General features: G+C 33.7%; 14 protein-coding genes. 6 read left to right on the top strand and 8 right to left on the bottom strand.

From position 1 onward, the window contains the following. The first annotated feature begins 25 nt into the window (after window positions 1–25). Both ASF10_RS11505 and ASF10_RS11500 read left to right on the top strand, forming a co-directional pair. On the top strand, window positions 26–1,168 hold the full coding sequence (locus tag ASF10_RS11505; RefSeq protein WP_056249166.1) for a helix-turn-helix domain-containing protein: 1,143 nt from the start codon (window positions 26–28) through the stop codon (window positions 1,166–1,168). 153 nt (window positions 1,169–1,321) lie between these two features. Beyond that, window positions 1,322–2,218, top strand: a complete 897-nt coding sequence (locus tag ASF10_RS11500; protein ID WP_117611371.1) for an alpha/beta fold hydrolase — start codon at window positions 1,322–1,324, stop codon at window positions 2,216–2,218. Between the two features lie 46 nt (window positions 2,219–2,264). Here ASF10_RS11500 and ASF10_RS11495 read toward each other — a convergent pair whose 3' ends face one another. From ASF10_RS11495 to ASF10_RS11460, 8 genes are all read right to left on the bottom strand, one after another. Further along, window positions 2,265–2,558, bottom strand: a complete 294-nt coding sequence (locus ASF10_RS11495; protein WP_056249163.1) for a hypothetical protein — start codon at window positions 2,556–2,558, stop codon at window positions 2,265–2,267. 43 nt (window positions 2,559–2,601) lie between these two features. Continuing rightward, window positions 2,602–3,960, bottom strand: coding sequence for a S41 family peptidase (locus tag ASF10_RS11490; RefSeq protein WP_056249160.1), 1,359 nt, complete (start codon window positions 3,958–3,960; stop codon window positions 2,602–2,604). Window positions 3,961–4,023: 63 nt separating this feature from the next. After that, on the bottom strand, window positions 4,024–4,812 hold the full coding sequence (locus ASF10_RS11485; protein ID WP_056249157.1) for a hypothetical protein: 789 nt from the start codon (window positions 4,810–4,812) through the stop codon (window positions 4,024–4,026). 57 nt (window positions 4,813–4,869) lie between these two features. Beyond that, window positions 4,870–5,724: a T9SS type A sorting domain-containing protein gene (locus tag ASF10_RS11480; protein WP_056249258.1), complete on the bottom strand. Its 855-nt coding sequence runs from the start codon at window positions 5,722–5,724 to the stop codon at window positions 4,870–4,872. A 67-nt stretch (window positions 5,725–5,791) separates the two neighbouring features. Continuing rightward, window positions 5,792–7,093, bottom strand: a complete 1,302-nt coding sequence (locus tag ASF10_RS11475) for a hypothetical protein (protein ID WP_056249154.1) — start codon at window positions 7,091–7,093, stop codon at window positions 5,792–5,794. Between the two features lie 430 nt (window positions 7,094–7,523). Then, window positions 7,524–10,766: a TonB-dependent receptor gene (locus ASF10_RS11470; RefSeq protein WP_056249153.1), complete on the bottom strand. Its 3,243-nt coding sequence runs from the start codon at window positions 10,764–10,766 to the stop codon at window positions 7,524–7,526. A 150-nt stretch (window positions 10,767–10,916) separates the two neighbouring features. Then, on the bottom strand, window positions 10,917–11,771 hold the full coding sequence (locus tag ASF10_RS11465; protein WP_056249151.1) for a FecR family protein: 855 nt from the start codon (window positions 11,769–11,771) through the stop codon (window positions 10,917–10,919). A 221-nt stretch (window positions 11,772–11,992) separates the two neighbouring features. After that, window positions 11,993–12,571 carry an RNA polymerase sigma factor gene (locus ASF10_RS11460; RefSeq protein ID WP_056249148.1) on the bottom strand — a complete coding sequence of 193 codons (579 nt, stop codon included), beginning with the start codon at window positions 12,569–12,571 and terminating at the stop codon, window positions 11,993–11,995. A gap of 472 nt (window positions 12,572–13,043) precedes the next feature. Between ASF10_RS11460 and ASF10_RS11455 the strand changes: the two genes are divergently transcribed. The 4 genes from ASF10_RS11455 to ASF10_RS11440 all read left to right on the top strand — a co-directional run bounded on the left by ASF10_RS11455 (window position 13,044) and on the right by ASF10_RS11440 (window position 15,962). Beyond that, window positions 13,044–13,334 (top strand): hypothetical protein, encoded by a 291-nt coding sequence (locus tag ASF10_RS11455; protein ID WP_056249142.1) that lies wholly within the window; start codon window positions 13,044–13,046, stop codon window positions 13,332–13,334. Window positions 13,335–13,595: 261 nt separating this feature from the next. Then, window positions 13,596–13,973 (top strand): response regulator, encoded by a 378-nt coding sequence (locus tag ASF10_RS11450; protein WP_082472424.1) that lies wholly within the window; start codon window positions 13,596–13,598, stop codon window positions 13,971–13,973. Window positions 13,974–14,083: 110 nt separating this feature from the next. Next, the gene (locus ASF10_RS11445) at window positions 14,084–15,529 is read left to right on the top strand and encodes an ATP-binding protein (protein ID WP_082472423.1); all 1,446 of its coding nucleotides are present in this window, start codon (window positions 14,084–14,086) and stop codon (window positions 15,527–15,529) included. A 1-nt stretch (window position 15,530) separates the two neighbouring features. Further along, entirely contained in the window at window positions 15,531–15,962 is a 432-nt protein-coding gene (locus ASF10_RS11440) for a response regulator (RefSeq protein ID WP_056249134.1), read from the top strand. Window positions 15,963–15,973: the final 11 nt, after the last annotated feature.

Raw genomic sequence — 15,973 nt, 5'->3', positions numbered from 1 at the left:
ATGTCTAAGATTAAAATTGCTTTTAATGGATCAACTACTTAGCTTTTTTGTTGCGGGAACAACTTTATTACTGGCATTTTTAATTTTTGCAAATATCAATCAGGTAAATACCAAATCAAATCAATGGTTTGGGACTTTTATAGTGTGTGTTTTTCTAATTCAATTTAATGATTTATTAGAAAAAACGGAGTTTATGAAAACAAGAATGCCAATAAATGATTTTCTGGGTTTGACAGATTTTATAGTTGCTCCTGTCTTTTATTTTAGTGTACTTTATTTTATTCAGCCCAATAGAAAATGGCGTTTAAAAGATAATTTTCATTTTGCTTTTGCTGCTATAATGTTGATCTTGCTTTCTCTTTCGGTAATAATCGAAGTAAAACAACCGCCAACGGCAACTGATATAAAAAATGCTGCTGTAATAGTTACTGTTTTTAATGTGTTTTTTTGTGTTCAGGTTATTTGGTATTGCATTTTGGCGTATAAAAAAATTACTTTTTACCAAAAGAACTTGCTTTTATACGCTTCAAACACGACTGCAATTAATTTAAAATGGTTACAGAAAGTGGTGATTTGTGTTTTGCTGATAACGGCGCTTTGGCTAATTGACATTTTTTTTAGATTAGCAAAAAACAATGTTTTATTTGATCATTTTGCGAGTCTGATTTATCTTGTGGCAATTTTTTTCATTGCCTATTATTCTTTAAAACAAAAAGAGATTTTAGATCTTAATCAACAAGAAAAAGAAGAAATAGATGTTATTATTAGTGAGAATTCTAATCCGGAAAACAATCAGAAAAAACTAATTCCTGATGTCGATTTACAAGAACTAAAATTGGTTTTAATAGATATGATGAATAATCAAAAACCTTTTCTGGATCCTGAATTAAGTTTGTTTAAACTGGCTTCGCAATTGGATGTTTCATCGCATCAGCTTTCATATGTTATCAATAAAGGTTTTGACGAAAATTTTTATCAATTTATCAACCGCTACCGAATCGAAGAAGCAAAAAAAATGATTCAGGATCCTAAGATGCAGCATTTAAGTTTAATGGGAATTGCTTTTGAAGTTGGCTTTAATTCTAAAACAGTTTTCAATACCACTTTTAAGAAAAACACGGATCAGACTCCATCAGAATTTAAAAAAGCAAATCTCGTTTTGGTATAAACTGTTTATGGTTATTTTGATTTTCTTGTAATTAAGAAGTTTGTAGATTATAGTTTGTTTAAAAGAGGTTCTGATTCATAAATCAGAACTTTTAACTGGTAAATGATCCTAATATTTGTATCGAATTTACTTTATAAAACTAAAAACGCTACAATGATTTTTAAACACGAAACACGAAAATTAAAACCCCAAAAAAGCATCAAAATTAGAATACTCTCTGTTTTTATAATCCTGATTTCTGTGCTCTCTTTTACCTCTTGTTCAGACGACAATAAAAATCGTAAAACTGAATTTTCCGGAACGACAGTAAATTTAGGAACTCATAAATTAATGGCTTATACAGTATCTAAAAAATCCAAATATTTGGTTGTTTTTGAGTCTGGTCATGGCAATGATCATACGTCGTGGTATAGCACCGGAAGAGCTTCTGAAATTTTATCAATATCTGATTATCTAGACTCAGATGTTTTATTATATGACAGGGCTGGTTACGGAAAATCAGAATTTAATACGGAGCCTAGGGATATTAATAAATTAACCAGTGAACTTGCAAGTGTTATCGATCAGTTTGCAAATGGCAGAAAGGTTGTGCTTGTAGGACATTCTTTAGGAGGATTGATTATTAGGGATTATGCCATAAAAAATCCGGAAAAAGTTGCGGGTTTGATATTTGTTGATGCTTCTCACGAAAAATACAATCAGTTTTCGCAAGATCAGATAAACACTTTTTATAATACTTATAAAGCTGCTTATGGCGCAAATTCAGGTATTGCACTGGAAACACTTCAGTTAATTGCTGATTTTAAATACACGGCAACATTACCTAATTTGCCTGATGTTCCGGTTATTGCGATAACAAGTATGAAAACAGATACTGAACATAATGCGGCAGACAGACAATTATGGTACGACTCTAAAGAATCGCTTAAAGCCGGAGTAACTGATTTTAAACAAATTGCAACACTAAAATCCGGACATTTTATACAACTAGAAGAGCCAGAACTTGTCATGAAAAATATCAGGCTAATTCTCTCTAAGCTTTCTGTTTAAGTTTACAATTCGCCTATTGATAAGCAAAAATTAAAAAAGATTAATGTTATACGTCAACATTAATCTTTTGCAGTTTGGTGACTAAAATTCTAATTCTTTTATGAAGAATGCTTCTGGTAGACTTTTTTTTGAGTTCATAGTCTTTCGCACATTTCTTGAGTTCAGCCAGCAAAAATTTAAAGTTTTCATATAATAACGTCAGTTCTTCCATGTCTTTTTGAATTTTGGAATCTTCTTCTGATATCACATTGCTTTTATTTTTGTCAATGCCGGACATTTGCTCATATTTATAAAACACATCCAGTAAATTGCGATGTTCCCTATTGTCAATTCCTTGCATAATATCGTCCTTAAAATCTTTTAAATTATAATATAGCCTGAAATTAAGGTAGTATTTTCAACAAGGGATCAACATCTGTAGAAATGACAGAGAGCGGCAATGATCTTAGCGTTGCTGTTTTTTGTGTTGCTGTATTTCCGCTTATGGTGTTTAGTGCGGTTTTTAATAAAATTTCTGACTTATTACCCAGAGTAAAAACTTCTGGTTCCTGAATTTCATTCGCCAAAATGGTTGGATTAATTCCTTTAGAATAATCTCCTTCGTGTCTGGAATTGAATAATTTATAAATCGAAGGATACAATATCCAGCCTTTAGTTCCCGCAATTCGGTCATCTTCTATAGGAAATCCGGCTACATCTTTACCAAATGTTTTTTCTCCTATAGTGACAACGTTTATATACGGTTTGAGGTTGTTAATAATAAGTTCTGAGGCAGATGCGGTACGATTTCCGCATAAAACATACACTTTATTTATCGACGGATGAACGTTTTGTAAAGCATCAAAACCTACCCTGGATTCGTTACTTTGCAATGCCTGCAAAAATGTTTGGTCTATGTTGCCTCCGTTTGCGTTTCCTTCAAATTTTATAAAGAGATCACCGGATTTAATATTAGGGGCTACAATAATACTTAAGGCTGTTGCGGCGGCGATATCTCCTCCTCCATTATATCTTAAATCCAAAATTAGCTCTGTAATGCCTTTACTTTTTAATTCCTGAAAAACAGGAAGAAACGATTGTGCTTGCCCAACATCAAAATGTGGAATTTCGACATATCCAATTTTGGTGTTTTTTTCTTCGATTATTTGGTATGAAATGGGTTGTAAAAAAGAATATCCCTGTAATAAGGAAACTTGTTTTGCCACAGAAAAACCGGATTGTAAGGTATAAGTACTTGTTTCTAAATCTAAATGCGATGCTGTAATCATATTTTGATACAAGCGGTCATAATTTCCCTGATTCAATTCTGTACCGTCTATTTTAGTAATGAGTTGCCCTCTTTGCAGCCCATTATTTTTTGCAGGTGAATCTGCTAATACATATAAGATTGCCCCGTAAATTTTTCCTTTAAATTCAAAGAAAGAAACATCAAAACCAAATTTCCTTCTTAGGCTTTGTGGTGCTGTTTCGGGCAATGCAGGATGTAAGGCATAAGAATAAATGTCATCCTTTTGCAATAATCCTGCAAAATATTCTTTTGGGTTCAAGGATAAATCATTTTGATCCGGCATTGTTGCATTCCAGCGGTAATATTTTTTCATTTGCTGGTACATCCAATCATTCACATATTCATTAGAACCTTGCTCATAAACAGGAACATAAGGATCATCTGAAGTACAGGAGAAAATAATTGTCACCAAAAAAAATAATGGCAAAATGAGAACTGAAGGATATTTCTTCATTTTATACACTTGAAATTTATAAATCCGGATTTTAACTTTATCACTAAAACAAAAAGAACCTAATTATTTAAAAACAAAAAAATCAGTCAGGTTCAGCGTTCCGTCTACTCCTGCAAAAGCGCCATTGGCATCCTTTTTTTCTTCTAATATGATTAATTTTGATTTATTGACTGACATGGTCATATTCAGCGTTACTTTCTTTCCCGTAATATACGATTCTGTTGTACCGTGTTTTACGAGTTCCATTATAATTGTTGGCGGTGAACTAAACGAAAACTCGATAAATGGGCTAAATTGGTCTTTGCCTATGTTTTCTACAACTCCCAAAAGCTGACCGTTAAGCTTGCGAATAATTCCGTCTAATTTTCCTGTGTAACCTGTTTTTGAATATAAGTTTAGCGTAGGAAAAATAAATCTGTATCCGTTATAACCAGGTTGTTTTAGAACTCCCGGTTTTAAGGAAACAATATTATCCAGCCAAATATTTTCTTTGGCATAGAACGAGAGTGTGTCTTTGGTTTTCTTTGCAGTAAAACGGTACGTTCTCAACAGTTCTTTGGTCGTTTTACTGGTAAACTCAAAAACTTTCTCCTCGTCTCCATGATATACAAATTCGTAATCTTTCTCTACTTTTTTAACAAAAGCGGTACGTTTCTCTTTTCCTATTTCTACCGGTTTACCATTTACGGTTATTTGTATCGAATCATTTAGTGCGCTGTATCCAATAATAACGACTTTTCCGGGCTGATCTGTTTGATTTCCATAAAGAGACGTTAGTTCGTCATTTGCACATGATGCAAAAAATGCCAGTGAAACCCAAAAAATTAAAACTCTTGTCAATATATTCTTCATATTCTTTTGTTTGTATTGTAATATCTTGTTTGTCAAAAATTTGTAATCTTTCAATAGTTACTTTTTGATAAATTTTAATTTTCCGGTAGTATTGTTGTTATCTGATATTAAAAGAAAATAAACACCTTGTGCTAACTCACCAACACTTAAATTCTCTTTTTTATAAGGTGTTTCTTTTACTAATAATCCAATAGAATTGTAAATTTTTACAGTCGTTTCTTCTGTTTGAAATTGTTCTCCTAATTCTAATTCTAAATTCTCCTGAACAGGATTTTGATTCAGTTTACAAACCTTAGCTCCCAACTCGACATCATCAACTCCTAAAAGTGCCTGAGCAATTACTGAAACTTTATCAATTTCGTAGCCAATAAAACCTGTAGTAGTATTATTTCCTAATGCAATATATACGGATGTCTGACCTGAAAACTGAGATATATCTATCGAATAATCCTTAAATTCAGGTTCATCGATTGTTAGTCTTTCTAAATTAATTTTACCAATAAGTGTAAACGTTGCCGGATCCGGTGAAGTAGATCCATATACAGATAACTCCTGATTGCTGTCGTAAGCACTGGGCTGTGCATTTAAAACCAGTGTTACTGTTCCGGAATAAAAAGACAAATCCTGAACTGGAGATATGGCTAAGTTATCTTCTAAAGTTTCTAATGGCGATGCGGTTGCTAAATCTATATTGTAATTTCCTAAAACAGAAGCAGTACCATCTACAATAGCGTTATTTTCGTCAAGTTTGATATTTTTTCTGGCAATCCAGTTACTTCCGTTGCCGTCTTTGTCGAGTAAAATCCAGTCTGAAGCATCAGCGTCATCAAAATCATCTTCCCAAACTGTAAATTGTGCTGACGATACAGCTGAAACCAAAATAAATAATAATAAAAGTAATTTTTTTTTCATTTTTTTTATTTTTAAAAACATGGACAGAAATATTCTGTCCATGTCCAATTTTAATAATTTAACCTAATTAAAAATTTGTAAACTTAGTCCAGTTGCTTGTCCAATTGGCTTCTGTTTTAAATGCTCCTGTAGTTCCTGTAAAATTCAAAGCACCATCATTAAAAAATGGTTGGCTTAATGACCATTTTGTAGCCGGATTAACAGTAGATGTAGCATTACCAATTCCGCCTAAAACAGTTCCTGCTGGTAAAAGTGCATTATCAAATCCGTGAATTGATACTCTTAACCAAGTAGAACCACTTGGTACAGATGGAGATTCCCATCTAATTCCTGTTTTATATCCTGTAACAGTTGCATCAGTAAGAGATATTTTTCCAGCTCTGCGCACGTGTATAGCATTTTCATATAAAGCAGCTACTGTAGAGGAGCTTACACCAATTATTGATAATTGAGATATAACCGGTCTAGTAATAAGTGTAGTTACAGTTCCTCCTGCATTGTTATCTAATTCGATACCATTAGAATCAGGATTTCCGCCACTTAAACTGTGAGTAGAATTACTGTCAGCAATAGCAATAGCTTTTGTAATTGAACCTGTGTAACCAAGATCAAAGTCAAAGTTATCATCATCAGCAGCAAATGATACTAAATGAGTTGCGTTTACAGTACCTCCAAAAAACTCATAAGAATCGTCTCTTCCGTAAGAAACCTGAATGTGGTTTACTACAGTTCCGTTACCAACTCCTGCAAATGTTAATCCGTTGATTTCGATATCAGTATCTAAAATACGTCCTGCAAACTCGATACGTACATAAGTCAATGAACCTGCATTATGAGCATTGTTTGTACCACCATAATAAAATTCAGCAAAATTAGCCTGATCGTCTAATCCTTCAACAATATTTGTAGTCGAACCATTGTTTACTTCAGCATTACCCAATACAACTACACCACCAAAATCTCCTGGAGCTGCTACTGTATTTGCATTGCCGTCTAATAAATTATAACTTGTAAAAACTACTGGCGCAGTAGCAGTTCCCTGAGCATCTATCTGACCTGTTTTTGTAATTACAAGTACACCTGTTGCTACTCCCGGAGCCAGAGGTTTTGCTTTAATGAATGTTCCTGCCTGAATCGTAAGTTTAGCACCGTCTTTTACAGTAACTACTCCGTCGATTTCCCAAACTTTGTCGTTTGTCCATGTAGTATTGGTTGTAATAGCACCGCTTACCGTCTGAACTGTTGCTGGATACCCTGTGTAATCAGCACCTGAAGCCTTCATAGAAAAAGAAGAATCTGCAGAAGAATCATCATTTTGGCAAGAGCTCACTAATAGAGCTACCATTGCGAATAGAAAAAAATTTTTCATAATAATTTAATTATTGCTATATTTGCCGCTATTACAAACTAGGCCTTTGGAGAGAGCAGCAAAATATCTTTCCTTAGGTCTTTCTCTTTTTTTGGTAAAGCACTTTTTCTATAAACTACCCGCTTTACCATCGGGGTTTATACCTAAAATCTATCTGTCACTCTTAGGTTTTTTTTATCGCAGTGAAGATTCGCTTTCCATCCTTTTAAAATTTCCACGTAAAAGAGCAACAGTTTTGCTTCGATTTTAAAAGACCTTCGTAAAGTATTTTTTCTCTGTTCTTTATTTAATGCACTAAACAAAAAAGAAATCTAATACTTACAACTATATACATTAGCTTTTGAAAACTTAAAATATCATCCCTCTTTTTTATTGTTAACGGTTTCTTAATATTCAGGATTTACAGACCTCTGTTTATAGATCTGTGTGCTTAAAAATTATAATTAAGAGATAATGACGCCGTTCTTCCGCTCCATGCCTTAAATACAACCTGATCGATATCTTCATCATATTTATCTGTTGCGTGAGCGCCCAGACTGTAACGGTCTCTTGGGTTTGAGCCGTAAGGAACTTCCTCGATATGCGAATAACTGTTTGTATTGTTGTAGGTTTCTATACCGGCATCAAACATGTTTTTAATACTGAACTTTAGCTCCAGATTTCTGTCTTTAAAAAACTTATAACTCACCTGCGCATCCGTTACGGCATATGGCATTCTAATTTCTTCAGACTCGTAGGCATATCCTACCAGAATATACTGATCTCCAATAGCATTATGTCTAAGGCTAAAACCAAATCTTTCGCCTACATAATCTAATCCCAGATTATAGGTATAAGGTGATTGCCCGTATAAAGGTCTGTTGGCTTCATATAATCCGCCTGTTCCGTCCAGGTTTACATACGATGTTACTTTTGTATCATTGAAAGCTGCATTTCCGTAAACGAATATTTTTTTCAGGGTTTCTCCTTCTCCTAAAAAAGACAAACTTTTGTAAAACTCCATTTCAACTCCCCATAATTTGGCATTATTAGAGTTAAGATTGTAGATGTTCCTAATTTTTGATGGCGTATAATTACCAACAGCCTCAATAGGATTGTCTATATTTTTGTGGTAAACACCAAAAGATAAAATTTCTCCGCCAGACGGAAACCATTCCATTTTAAAATCATAATTATTGGCAACACTCGAAACCATTCCGTTCGAATAGTTGTAAATTTTTGCAGCGCGAATCGGATCAAAATAAGGAATGCTTACACGCTCAGCAAATTGAGGTCTTAAAACAGATCTGTTATATCCTAAACGAATATTCATTTTGTTGGTTGGACTAACAATGAAACTGGCAGAAGGTAAAAATTGCCATTTTTTATCGTCTTTCTGATCTGTTATAAAATCACTTGCAGATTCTGCCTGACTTGCAATCTGAGTATAGATATAACTTTCTGCACGTACGCCCCAAACCAGTCTAAACAAGCTGCTTATTTTATTGTCTAACATTAAATAAGGAGAATGTACTTTGACATCGCCTTCGTATTTGTCACCAAAACGTCCGTAATTTCTCCAGCCAAAACCACCATAATAATACTTAGAACCGTCCAGTAATTCAGAAAGCGGTCCATAAATATCTGCGCGATCAACAGAAGCTCCCTGCCCTACTACAACCAATGCATTCGAAACCTGCTGGTTTGTCGCTATTTTATAAGTACCAAAATAACCCGCCTTAACCGTATTAGTAAATGTGTCACTAAAATCAAAAGGAAAATTTAGATTAACAGCCCAGTTATAATCGTTTTCATCATTGGTATAGTTGTCCCTGCTAAACGGAAACTTGCTTGTACTATTATAAACCTGATGGTAAAGTAATTCGTCTTCGCCTACTTTTTTGCGGTATGTATCTATAAAAGTGGCATCTTTTGTATCTTTTGTAACATTGCCGTAAGCCGCATACCAATCCAGTTTTAATTTGCCAAATTCGTGATTTCCTTCGAGTTTACTCTGAATAAAAGTTTGATAAACCGGATAATTTGTTTCAGATGTATAAGGAAGCGCAGTACCGTTTACGATTTCTTCGGCACCTACATTATCTCTCCATCCGGTGATTTGCGTGAGCTGGTTATTATAAATATGCATTGCAGTGTTGCGCATTGTAATTTTATGGTTGCCCAACTGGATCGCAGTGTTAAACATTCCGCCCAAAGTTGTATTATACGAATAACTTGCACCGCTGTTTCTAAAACCAAATTTCTCGAAAACCGAATATTCTCTTCCTTCTTCTCCTTCTTGCCCAAATTGCGAATTGCTCATAAAGTTTCCTCTTTCCGTATGTTCAATTTCTAATTTTTCTTGTGTATTCTTAAAAATCAAAGAACCTACAAATCCCCATTTATTACTGTCTTTTAACTGATAAGAGCGTCCTAAAGCAAACTGAAGCGTCGTTCCGGGTGCTCCATATGTTTTATAAGTAGAAAAATTATCTTCTGTAAATCGTTTGGACTCTTCTATAAAAGGTCCGGATTCCGCTTCGGTTTTTGGCACCTCTAAAAAAGCCAGGTTCGTGGGATAATCCCGTCTTCCGTCATCAAAACCCAAATAATCATAATCTCCTTCTTGTTTGGTAAGTCTTTCTTTAAATACGCTTCGACTGTTGTAAGAAGTGCTTATAGAAACACTTGTAAAATCTTCTTTAGGAATATCTTTGGTTTTTACCTCTACAAATCCTCCCGCAAAATTGGCATACATATCCGGAGTAGCCGTTTTACTAACCACAATACTTTCTACCATTGCCGTTGGAATAATATCAAAAGAAAAATTTTGCTGATACGCATCTGTACTTGGCAGCGTAATACCATCCATTACAGCTTGATTCCAGCGTTCTCCCATCGAGCGAACCACCACATATTTATTGTCGATTGTAGTAACACCCGTAATACGTTTTAGCGAACTTGCCACATCTTTATCCGGTGTTCTCGCGATTTGCTCTGCCGAAATACCATCAGAAAACTGCGCTGCTTTTTTTTGCTGCAACAACATTCCTTGTACAGATGCGGTTGCTTGTTTGTAATTTTGAACAATTACAACCTCTTTCAGTGATTCTGCATCTTCTTTTAAAGAAACTACGAGCGGAGTTTCGCCGCCTTCCAGAACTTTAACAGCCGTGATTTTTTGCGTTTGAAAAGAAATAACACTTATCTCAATCGTATATTCTCCCGGTTCTAATTCCAGTATATAATTACCATCGATGTCAGATTGCGTTCCCAAACCCAGTTCAGCCACTTTTATATTTGCGCCCGGTAACGAAAGTCCGTTGACATCTACAACTTTACCTGTAATTTTTCCTTTCCTTTTTTTTTTGGCGGAATCCTTACTATTTACGGCTATATTATTCTCATTTCTTCTAAAATTTAAATGAGTCTGATTTTGTAAATCACTTAAAATTTCATCTATCGAAACATTTTCTTTTTTAAGTGTAATTAGCGGCATGCTTAAATCCAGATCTTTTTGATAAACAAATTGATAGGGTGTACGGGATTTTAGGTTATCGATAATTTTTTGAGGTGACGAATTTTTAAAATCAACCGATACAGTTCCGGTTTGTGAATAAACAGAATTTACTCCGCAGAAAAAGCCAAAAAATAAAATCCAAAAGGCAAATTGCCTGGAAATGTCATTGTTCATAATTGATGATTGTTAGTTTATTTGAATTATTTTAATATGATTATTTGGGTCAATAGTGTTCAGAAAACGCAACAGCTATCCTGTCGCCTAACCAGCAAGGATTTCTCCCGACTGATTAAGCCACAATAGTTTTCTAGAATTTATATTGTTTTACTTACTGATCAAAAAGGTATTATTTCCAGTCGATCTAATTTTGATCTCAAGCGCAAAAGCAATCGTTTGCAGCATCTCATATAAACCCTGCCGCGTATCAAGAGTTCCTTGTATGGTCAGGTTTTTGAGATCATTATTGAGATAGTTTACCTCAAACTGATGGTCTGCCTTTAGCTTTTCCAGCACTTCTTCCAGCGTTAATCCGTCGACATAAATCAGGACCTTTTTCCATTCTGGTTCTAATATTTTAGTTTTTTGTTTTACCAGCGATGCCGTTTTTGCGCCATAAGTTGCTTTATAACCTCTTTCGAGTAAAACTACTTTTTGCAGGGTTTCAACCCGTACTTTACCAGTTCTAACATTTACCTCCGGTTTATCGTTATTGTAGGCATTTATATTAAACGATGTTCCTAAAACTGTTGTCTTTATTGCGCCGGACGTAATAATAAACGGTCTTGAAGGATCCCTTTTTACTTCAAAAAAAGCTTCGCCTTTTAGCGTTACCGTTCTTTCGTGTTTTAAAAATGTAACAGGATATTCAATTTCAGAATTTTCGTTTAGCCAAACCCGTGTTCCGTCTGATAAACACAAAAGCCGAATATCATTATTGAATGTTTTTGTGGCTGTAATTTCAACTTGATTTTTATTCTTATTAAGTTGTGTGAAAATCTGATAACTTGTAATCGAAAAAATAAATACAATACAAGCAACCGCTGTCCAGTTATAAAAACTTTTATATTTATCAATGGTAACATTCCGGATATTATCCCACATTCGTGATTTAGTTTCATACGGAAGAATTCCTCTGTTAGGTATTGCATTCCATTCTTCTTTTAATTTTCTGGATCCCATTTACAATTAACATTTAATATTAAAAACTCAGGCGAAATCTATCGATTCAACTACATTAGATTTTCAATCAGTAAAATATCATGGGGCAACATTACTGTTAACGTTTTCTTAATGTAAATACACATTAAGCCCTCCCTGATTTTTATGCATAAAAAGGTATTACGCTTGTAAAATAGCGCAAGTTGGCGTTTCTTATAAAACAGAAAATAAATAAATCAGAATTACGAAACCATTTCTGACTGACTAATAAAAAATAAGGCAAACCAATAGAGTTCATGGTTATTTACGGCATTCTTTTTAAGAAATTGCAAGGTCTTCGAAATTTGGTTTGCCACAGCACTTTGCGACATATCCATTTCTGCGGCAATCTCTTTGTAGCTTCGGTCTTCAAACTTATGAAGGCTGAAAATCTTTCTTCTTTTTGCAGGTATTTTATTTAAGAGATATTCTATTTGTTCTAGTTTTGCGGTAATATCTTCCTCAGTTTCTGAGACGCTGTCAAGCTCTTTTATAAGCTGATCATTTTCTACAGAAAATATTTTATTTTGTTTTTTATACCATTTTGAAATTTCCTGCTTTGAGCTTTTAAACAAAATCGCCTCTAAATCTACTGCCGGATCTAATTTTGTTCTGTATTTCCAGAGATGAATAAATACATTTTGGGTTACATCCTCAGCATCTGCAAGCTGTGATGTATATTTTTTTACAAAACAAAAAACTTTGAAATGATACAAATCATAGATTTCTTTAAAGCTGGAATCATCTCCTGCACGTAAGCAAATTAGCAAATTAGAACTCATAATATACTTTTAGATTGTTAAAGAAGACCCTTACAAAAGTATAATAAACCTCATTTGATATTTTTAAGAAATGGTCATTTAATAATTTATTAATATTGCGATATTTTACGAATTTCATTAAAGCTTAAACCAATCTTCTACTATAATTGATACTATTTTTATAAAGTAGAACTGCGCACTAATAAATACTAAATAAAAGATATTCAGTCTTAATGCTTCTTTCTAATTAATATGGTTTAATGTTATTAAAGAGTTTCCATTTTATTGTGGTATTTCAAATGTCTTTATGATTGATCTATTTTACTGTACAAATATTCTAAATCAACTTCCTTCGCTTTTTCGTTAAGATGAAAATTTAACAATCCTGCTTAAAAATTGTGTAAGATTCGCTTTGCGTAGTTAGAGTACTTTTAAAAAAAATCTATTTGAAAATTTAGAGACTTGGTAAACTATTAATTTAAACCCATTTTATATGAAATCCGAAAACTACACTTATACGTCTGAAGAATTTGCGGGCGATATGACATATTATGAAGAACAACTATTATTAAACTACGACGATTACCTTGACAATGCTTTTGAATCTGAATTCGCTAGTAATCATTACAACTTAGAACTTGGAGATTTGGAAGAAGATCTTGAGGATGATATGGAATCAGAATATGATGAAAATGATTGGGAAGAACTGGAATCAGAAAAAGATTCAGGAGGAGAATATGACAAGAACGAAGAAGAGCCCGGAACTTTTTTAATGAGAAGTTAAAAACACATAAATATTGCATAAAAAGCCGATGATAAATTCATCGGCTTTTTGCATGAAAAAAAATTACAACATGAAAATTATAAAACATTAAATTAAAATTATGTAAGATATTGTAAAATCATAATTCTAATTTTCTTTCTTATATTTTATTTAAAACAACCTTTATATGACAAAACTTTACGCTAATATTTCTTCATTATTTTTCGGTTTACTTACACATTTCAGCAGCGGGTTTGTCTTTACCATAAACTCTGAAAAATAATGATATACAAAAACATACTTCAAATCGACGACGATATCGACGATTGTGATTTTTTTATGGAAGCCGTTCAGGAAATTTCAGGCGCTGCTTATACCGGCATGCAAAATCCTGTCGAAGCACTTCGAAAATTAATTGGAAAACAAATTCAGCCGGATGTTATTTTTCTGGATTTGAATATGCCTGTAATGTCAGGATTTGAGTTCTTAACCGAAATTAAAAAACAGGATGTCATCAAAAATATTCCTGTCATAATATTTTCTACTTCTCAATTGAATGAAGTAATAGTAAAAGCAAAAAATTATGGTGCAAACGAATATATTTCGAAGCCAAGCGATTTTAATGAATTAAAAAAAATTCTTAGTTATTATATCATATAATACATGTCTATATACAATCCTGTTTGTTCGTTATTTATTAAAAGTCTTCTTTTTTTTGCTATTTTTATTATTGAATTAAGGTTCAACTTCATTTATTTTAAAAGAAGACAATGAAACTATCGACTCAAATACTGTGGGCATTTACTCTTGTAATCTTACTTTCTATTGCAGATTCGTATACCAATTACAACATGTCGAAAAAAGTACAGCTTAATTCGCAATTCCTATCTAAGTCTGAAGCCATAATTCGAAATTCGAACAAAACCCACAGGGCAATTCTTGAAATGCAAAGCGGCGTTCGCGGTTATTTATTAACGAGCGACACCACGTTTTTAGATGCTTATTATCAAGGCATAAAAAAAGTGCCGAAATTTTTTGCAGAACAACAAATCCTTGTCGGACAACATAATACACAGCGCTCCATACTCGATTCTATCAGTGTGCTTCATAATGAATGGCTCGCTTATACTTCTAAATTAATCGAAGCACGAACTCAAAATACAAAGTCCTTCGAGGTTCTTTTTGAAACCGGATTAAAAAAACACGTTGGCAAAAATATAAACGATATTATTGTCCAAAAGTTTAAAAGGTTTGACAAAATAGAATACAAAACCAGAAAACACCACAGCGTAATGTTGCTGCATTCGCTGGAAAAAACCAGAGTATTTTCACTGATCTTTTTATCCTTAACCATATTCGTAGGCTTTTGCAGTATTATTTATATTGTAATAATGATCACAAATAGAATCAACTCAATGGTTCAGGTGGCAGATACGATCTCTAAAGGAAAATTTACGGTTATAGAAGATTACAGAAACGATGAGTTGAGCGCCCTTGCCTCTTCACTGAATATTATGTCACGCCGACTTGAAAAAAATATTCATGAACTCGAAAACAAAAATGAGGAACTAAACAAATTTGCTTACGTAGTTTCTCATGATCTTAAAGCTCCTTTGCGAGGCATTTACAACGTAATCACTTGGATTGAAGAAGATTTTTCGCAAGAACTTTCTCCAAGTCTCAAAAATTATCTTGACATAATCCCAAAAAGAACCCAGCGAATGGAAGCCCTGATTAATGGTTTACTCGATTACGCACGCATCAATCGCAAAACACCTCCTGAACAGGTCAATATTAATATGCTGGTATCTGATATTACGCAATCTATGGTTCCCAGAGAATTTATACTGGATATTGATTCGCTTCCTGAACTTTATACAGAACGTCTTAAACTGGAGCAATTATTCTCTAACCTGATAAGCAACGCAGTAAAATATGCCAAGCCGGAAAATGCACGCATAGAAATAAGATGCAAAAAAGTGGGCAGTTTTTACGAGTTTTCAGTAAAAGATAATGGCATTGGGATTGATCGTGAATACCATCAAAAAATATTTGAAATTTTCCAGACACTCAGAGAAAAAAATGAACTGGAAAGTACCGGCGTTGGATTGGCAATAGTTAAAAAAATCATTGACGAACAGGGAGAAAACATTTATGTTCAATCAAAGCTTGGCGAAGGCACTGAATTTACCTTTACATGGCGAAATAATAAATAGCATGAGAAAACCTAACATTTTACTAATTGAAGACGATGAACTGGATACTATTTCCGTAGAACGTTCGCTGAAAAAATTAGAAATCACCTATATACTGCACACCGCTTACAACGGTCTGGAAGCACTTAGTTTATTGCGGGATAAAAATAATCCGCTTGTTCCGGACGTTATCCTTTTAGACATTAACATGCCCAGAATGAACGGAATAGAATTTCTAAAAATTCTAAGATCTGATGAAGAGTTAAAAGATCTGAAGGTTTTTATCATGACTACTTCTTCTGAAGGCAATGATCGAATAACCGCCGAAGAATTAGGGATTTCAGGATATATCATTAAACCCTTAAATTATACTGATAATACGAAAAGACCGGATTCGATGGATGCTTTTGTGCAGTTTCATCTTCGGAAAATTTTAATAAATGCCAATCTTTAAATCATCAAAAT

Origin of the sequence: Flavobacterium sp. Leaf82, assembly GCF_001422725.1 — a bacterium.
Taxonomy (GTDB): Bacteria; Bacteroidota; Bacteroidia; order Flavobacteriales; family Flavobacteriaceae; genus Flavobacterium.
The sequence above is the reverse complement of the archived record's forward strand: the minus strand, read 5'-3'. Positions and strand labels throughout refer to the sequence as shown.

What these genes read in the sequence shown, in the direction of transcription:
- ASF10_RS11505 (WP_056249166.1), top strand. Translation starts at nt 26, where the DNA reads ATGGATCAACTACTTAGCTTTTTTGTTGCGGGAACAACTTTATTACTG.
- ASF10_RS11500 (WP_117611371.1), top strand. Translation starts at nt 1,322, where the DNA reads ATGATTTTTAAACACGAAACACGAAAATTAAAACCCCAAAAAAGCATC.
- ASF10_RS11495 (WP_056249163.1), bottom strand. Translation starts at nt 2,558, where the DNA reads ATGCAAGGAATTGACAATAGGGAACATCGCAATTTACTGGATGTGTTT.
- ASF10_RS11490 (WP_056249160.1), bottom strand. Translation starts at nt 3,960, where the DNA reads ATGAAGAAATATCCTTCAGTTCTCATTTTGCCATTATTTTTTTTGGTG.
- ASF10_RS11485 (WP_056249157.1), bottom strand. Translation starts at nt 4,812, where the DNA reads ATGAAGAATATATTGACAAGAGTTTTAATTTTTTGGGTTTCACTGGCA.
- ASF10_RS11480 (WP_056249258.1), bottom strand. Translation starts at nt 5,724, where the DNA reads ATGAAAAAAAAATTACTTTTATTATTATTTATTTTGGTTTCAGCTGTA.
- ASF10_RS11475 (WP_056249154.1), bottom strand. Translation starts at nt 7,093, where the DNA reads ATGAAAAATTTTTTTCTATTCGCAATGGTAGCTCTATTAGTGAGCTCT.
- ASF10_RS11470 (WP_056249153.1), bottom strand. Translation starts at nt 10,766, where the DNA reads ATGAACAATGACATTTCCAGGCAATTTGCCTTTTGGATTTTATTTTTT.
- ASF10_RS11465 (WP_056249151.1), bottom strand. Translation starts at nt 11,771, where the DNA reads ATGGGATCCAGAAAATTAAAAGAAGAATGGAATGCAATACCTAACAGA.
- ASF10_RS11460 (WP_056249148.1), bottom strand. Translation starts at nt 12,571, where the DNA reads ATGAGTTCTAATTTGCTAATTTGCTTACGTGCAGGAGATGATTCCAGC.
- ASF10_RS11455 (WP_056249142.1), top strand. Translation starts at nt 13,044, where the DNA reads ATGAAATCCGAAAACTACACTTATACGTCTGAAGAATTTGCGGGCGAT.
- ASF10_RS11450 (WP_082472424.1), top strand. Translation starts at nt 13,596, where the DNA reads ATGATATACAAAAACATACTTCAAATCGACGACGATATCGACGATTGT.
- ASF10_RS11445 (WP_082472423.1), top strand. Translation starts at nt 14,084, where the DNA reads ATGAAACTATCGACTCAAATACTGTGGGCATTTACTCTTGTAATCTTA.
- ASF10_RS11440 (WP_056249134.1), top strand. Translation starts at nt 15,531, where the DNA reads ATGAGAAAACCTAACATTTTACTAATTGAAGACGATGAACTGGATACT.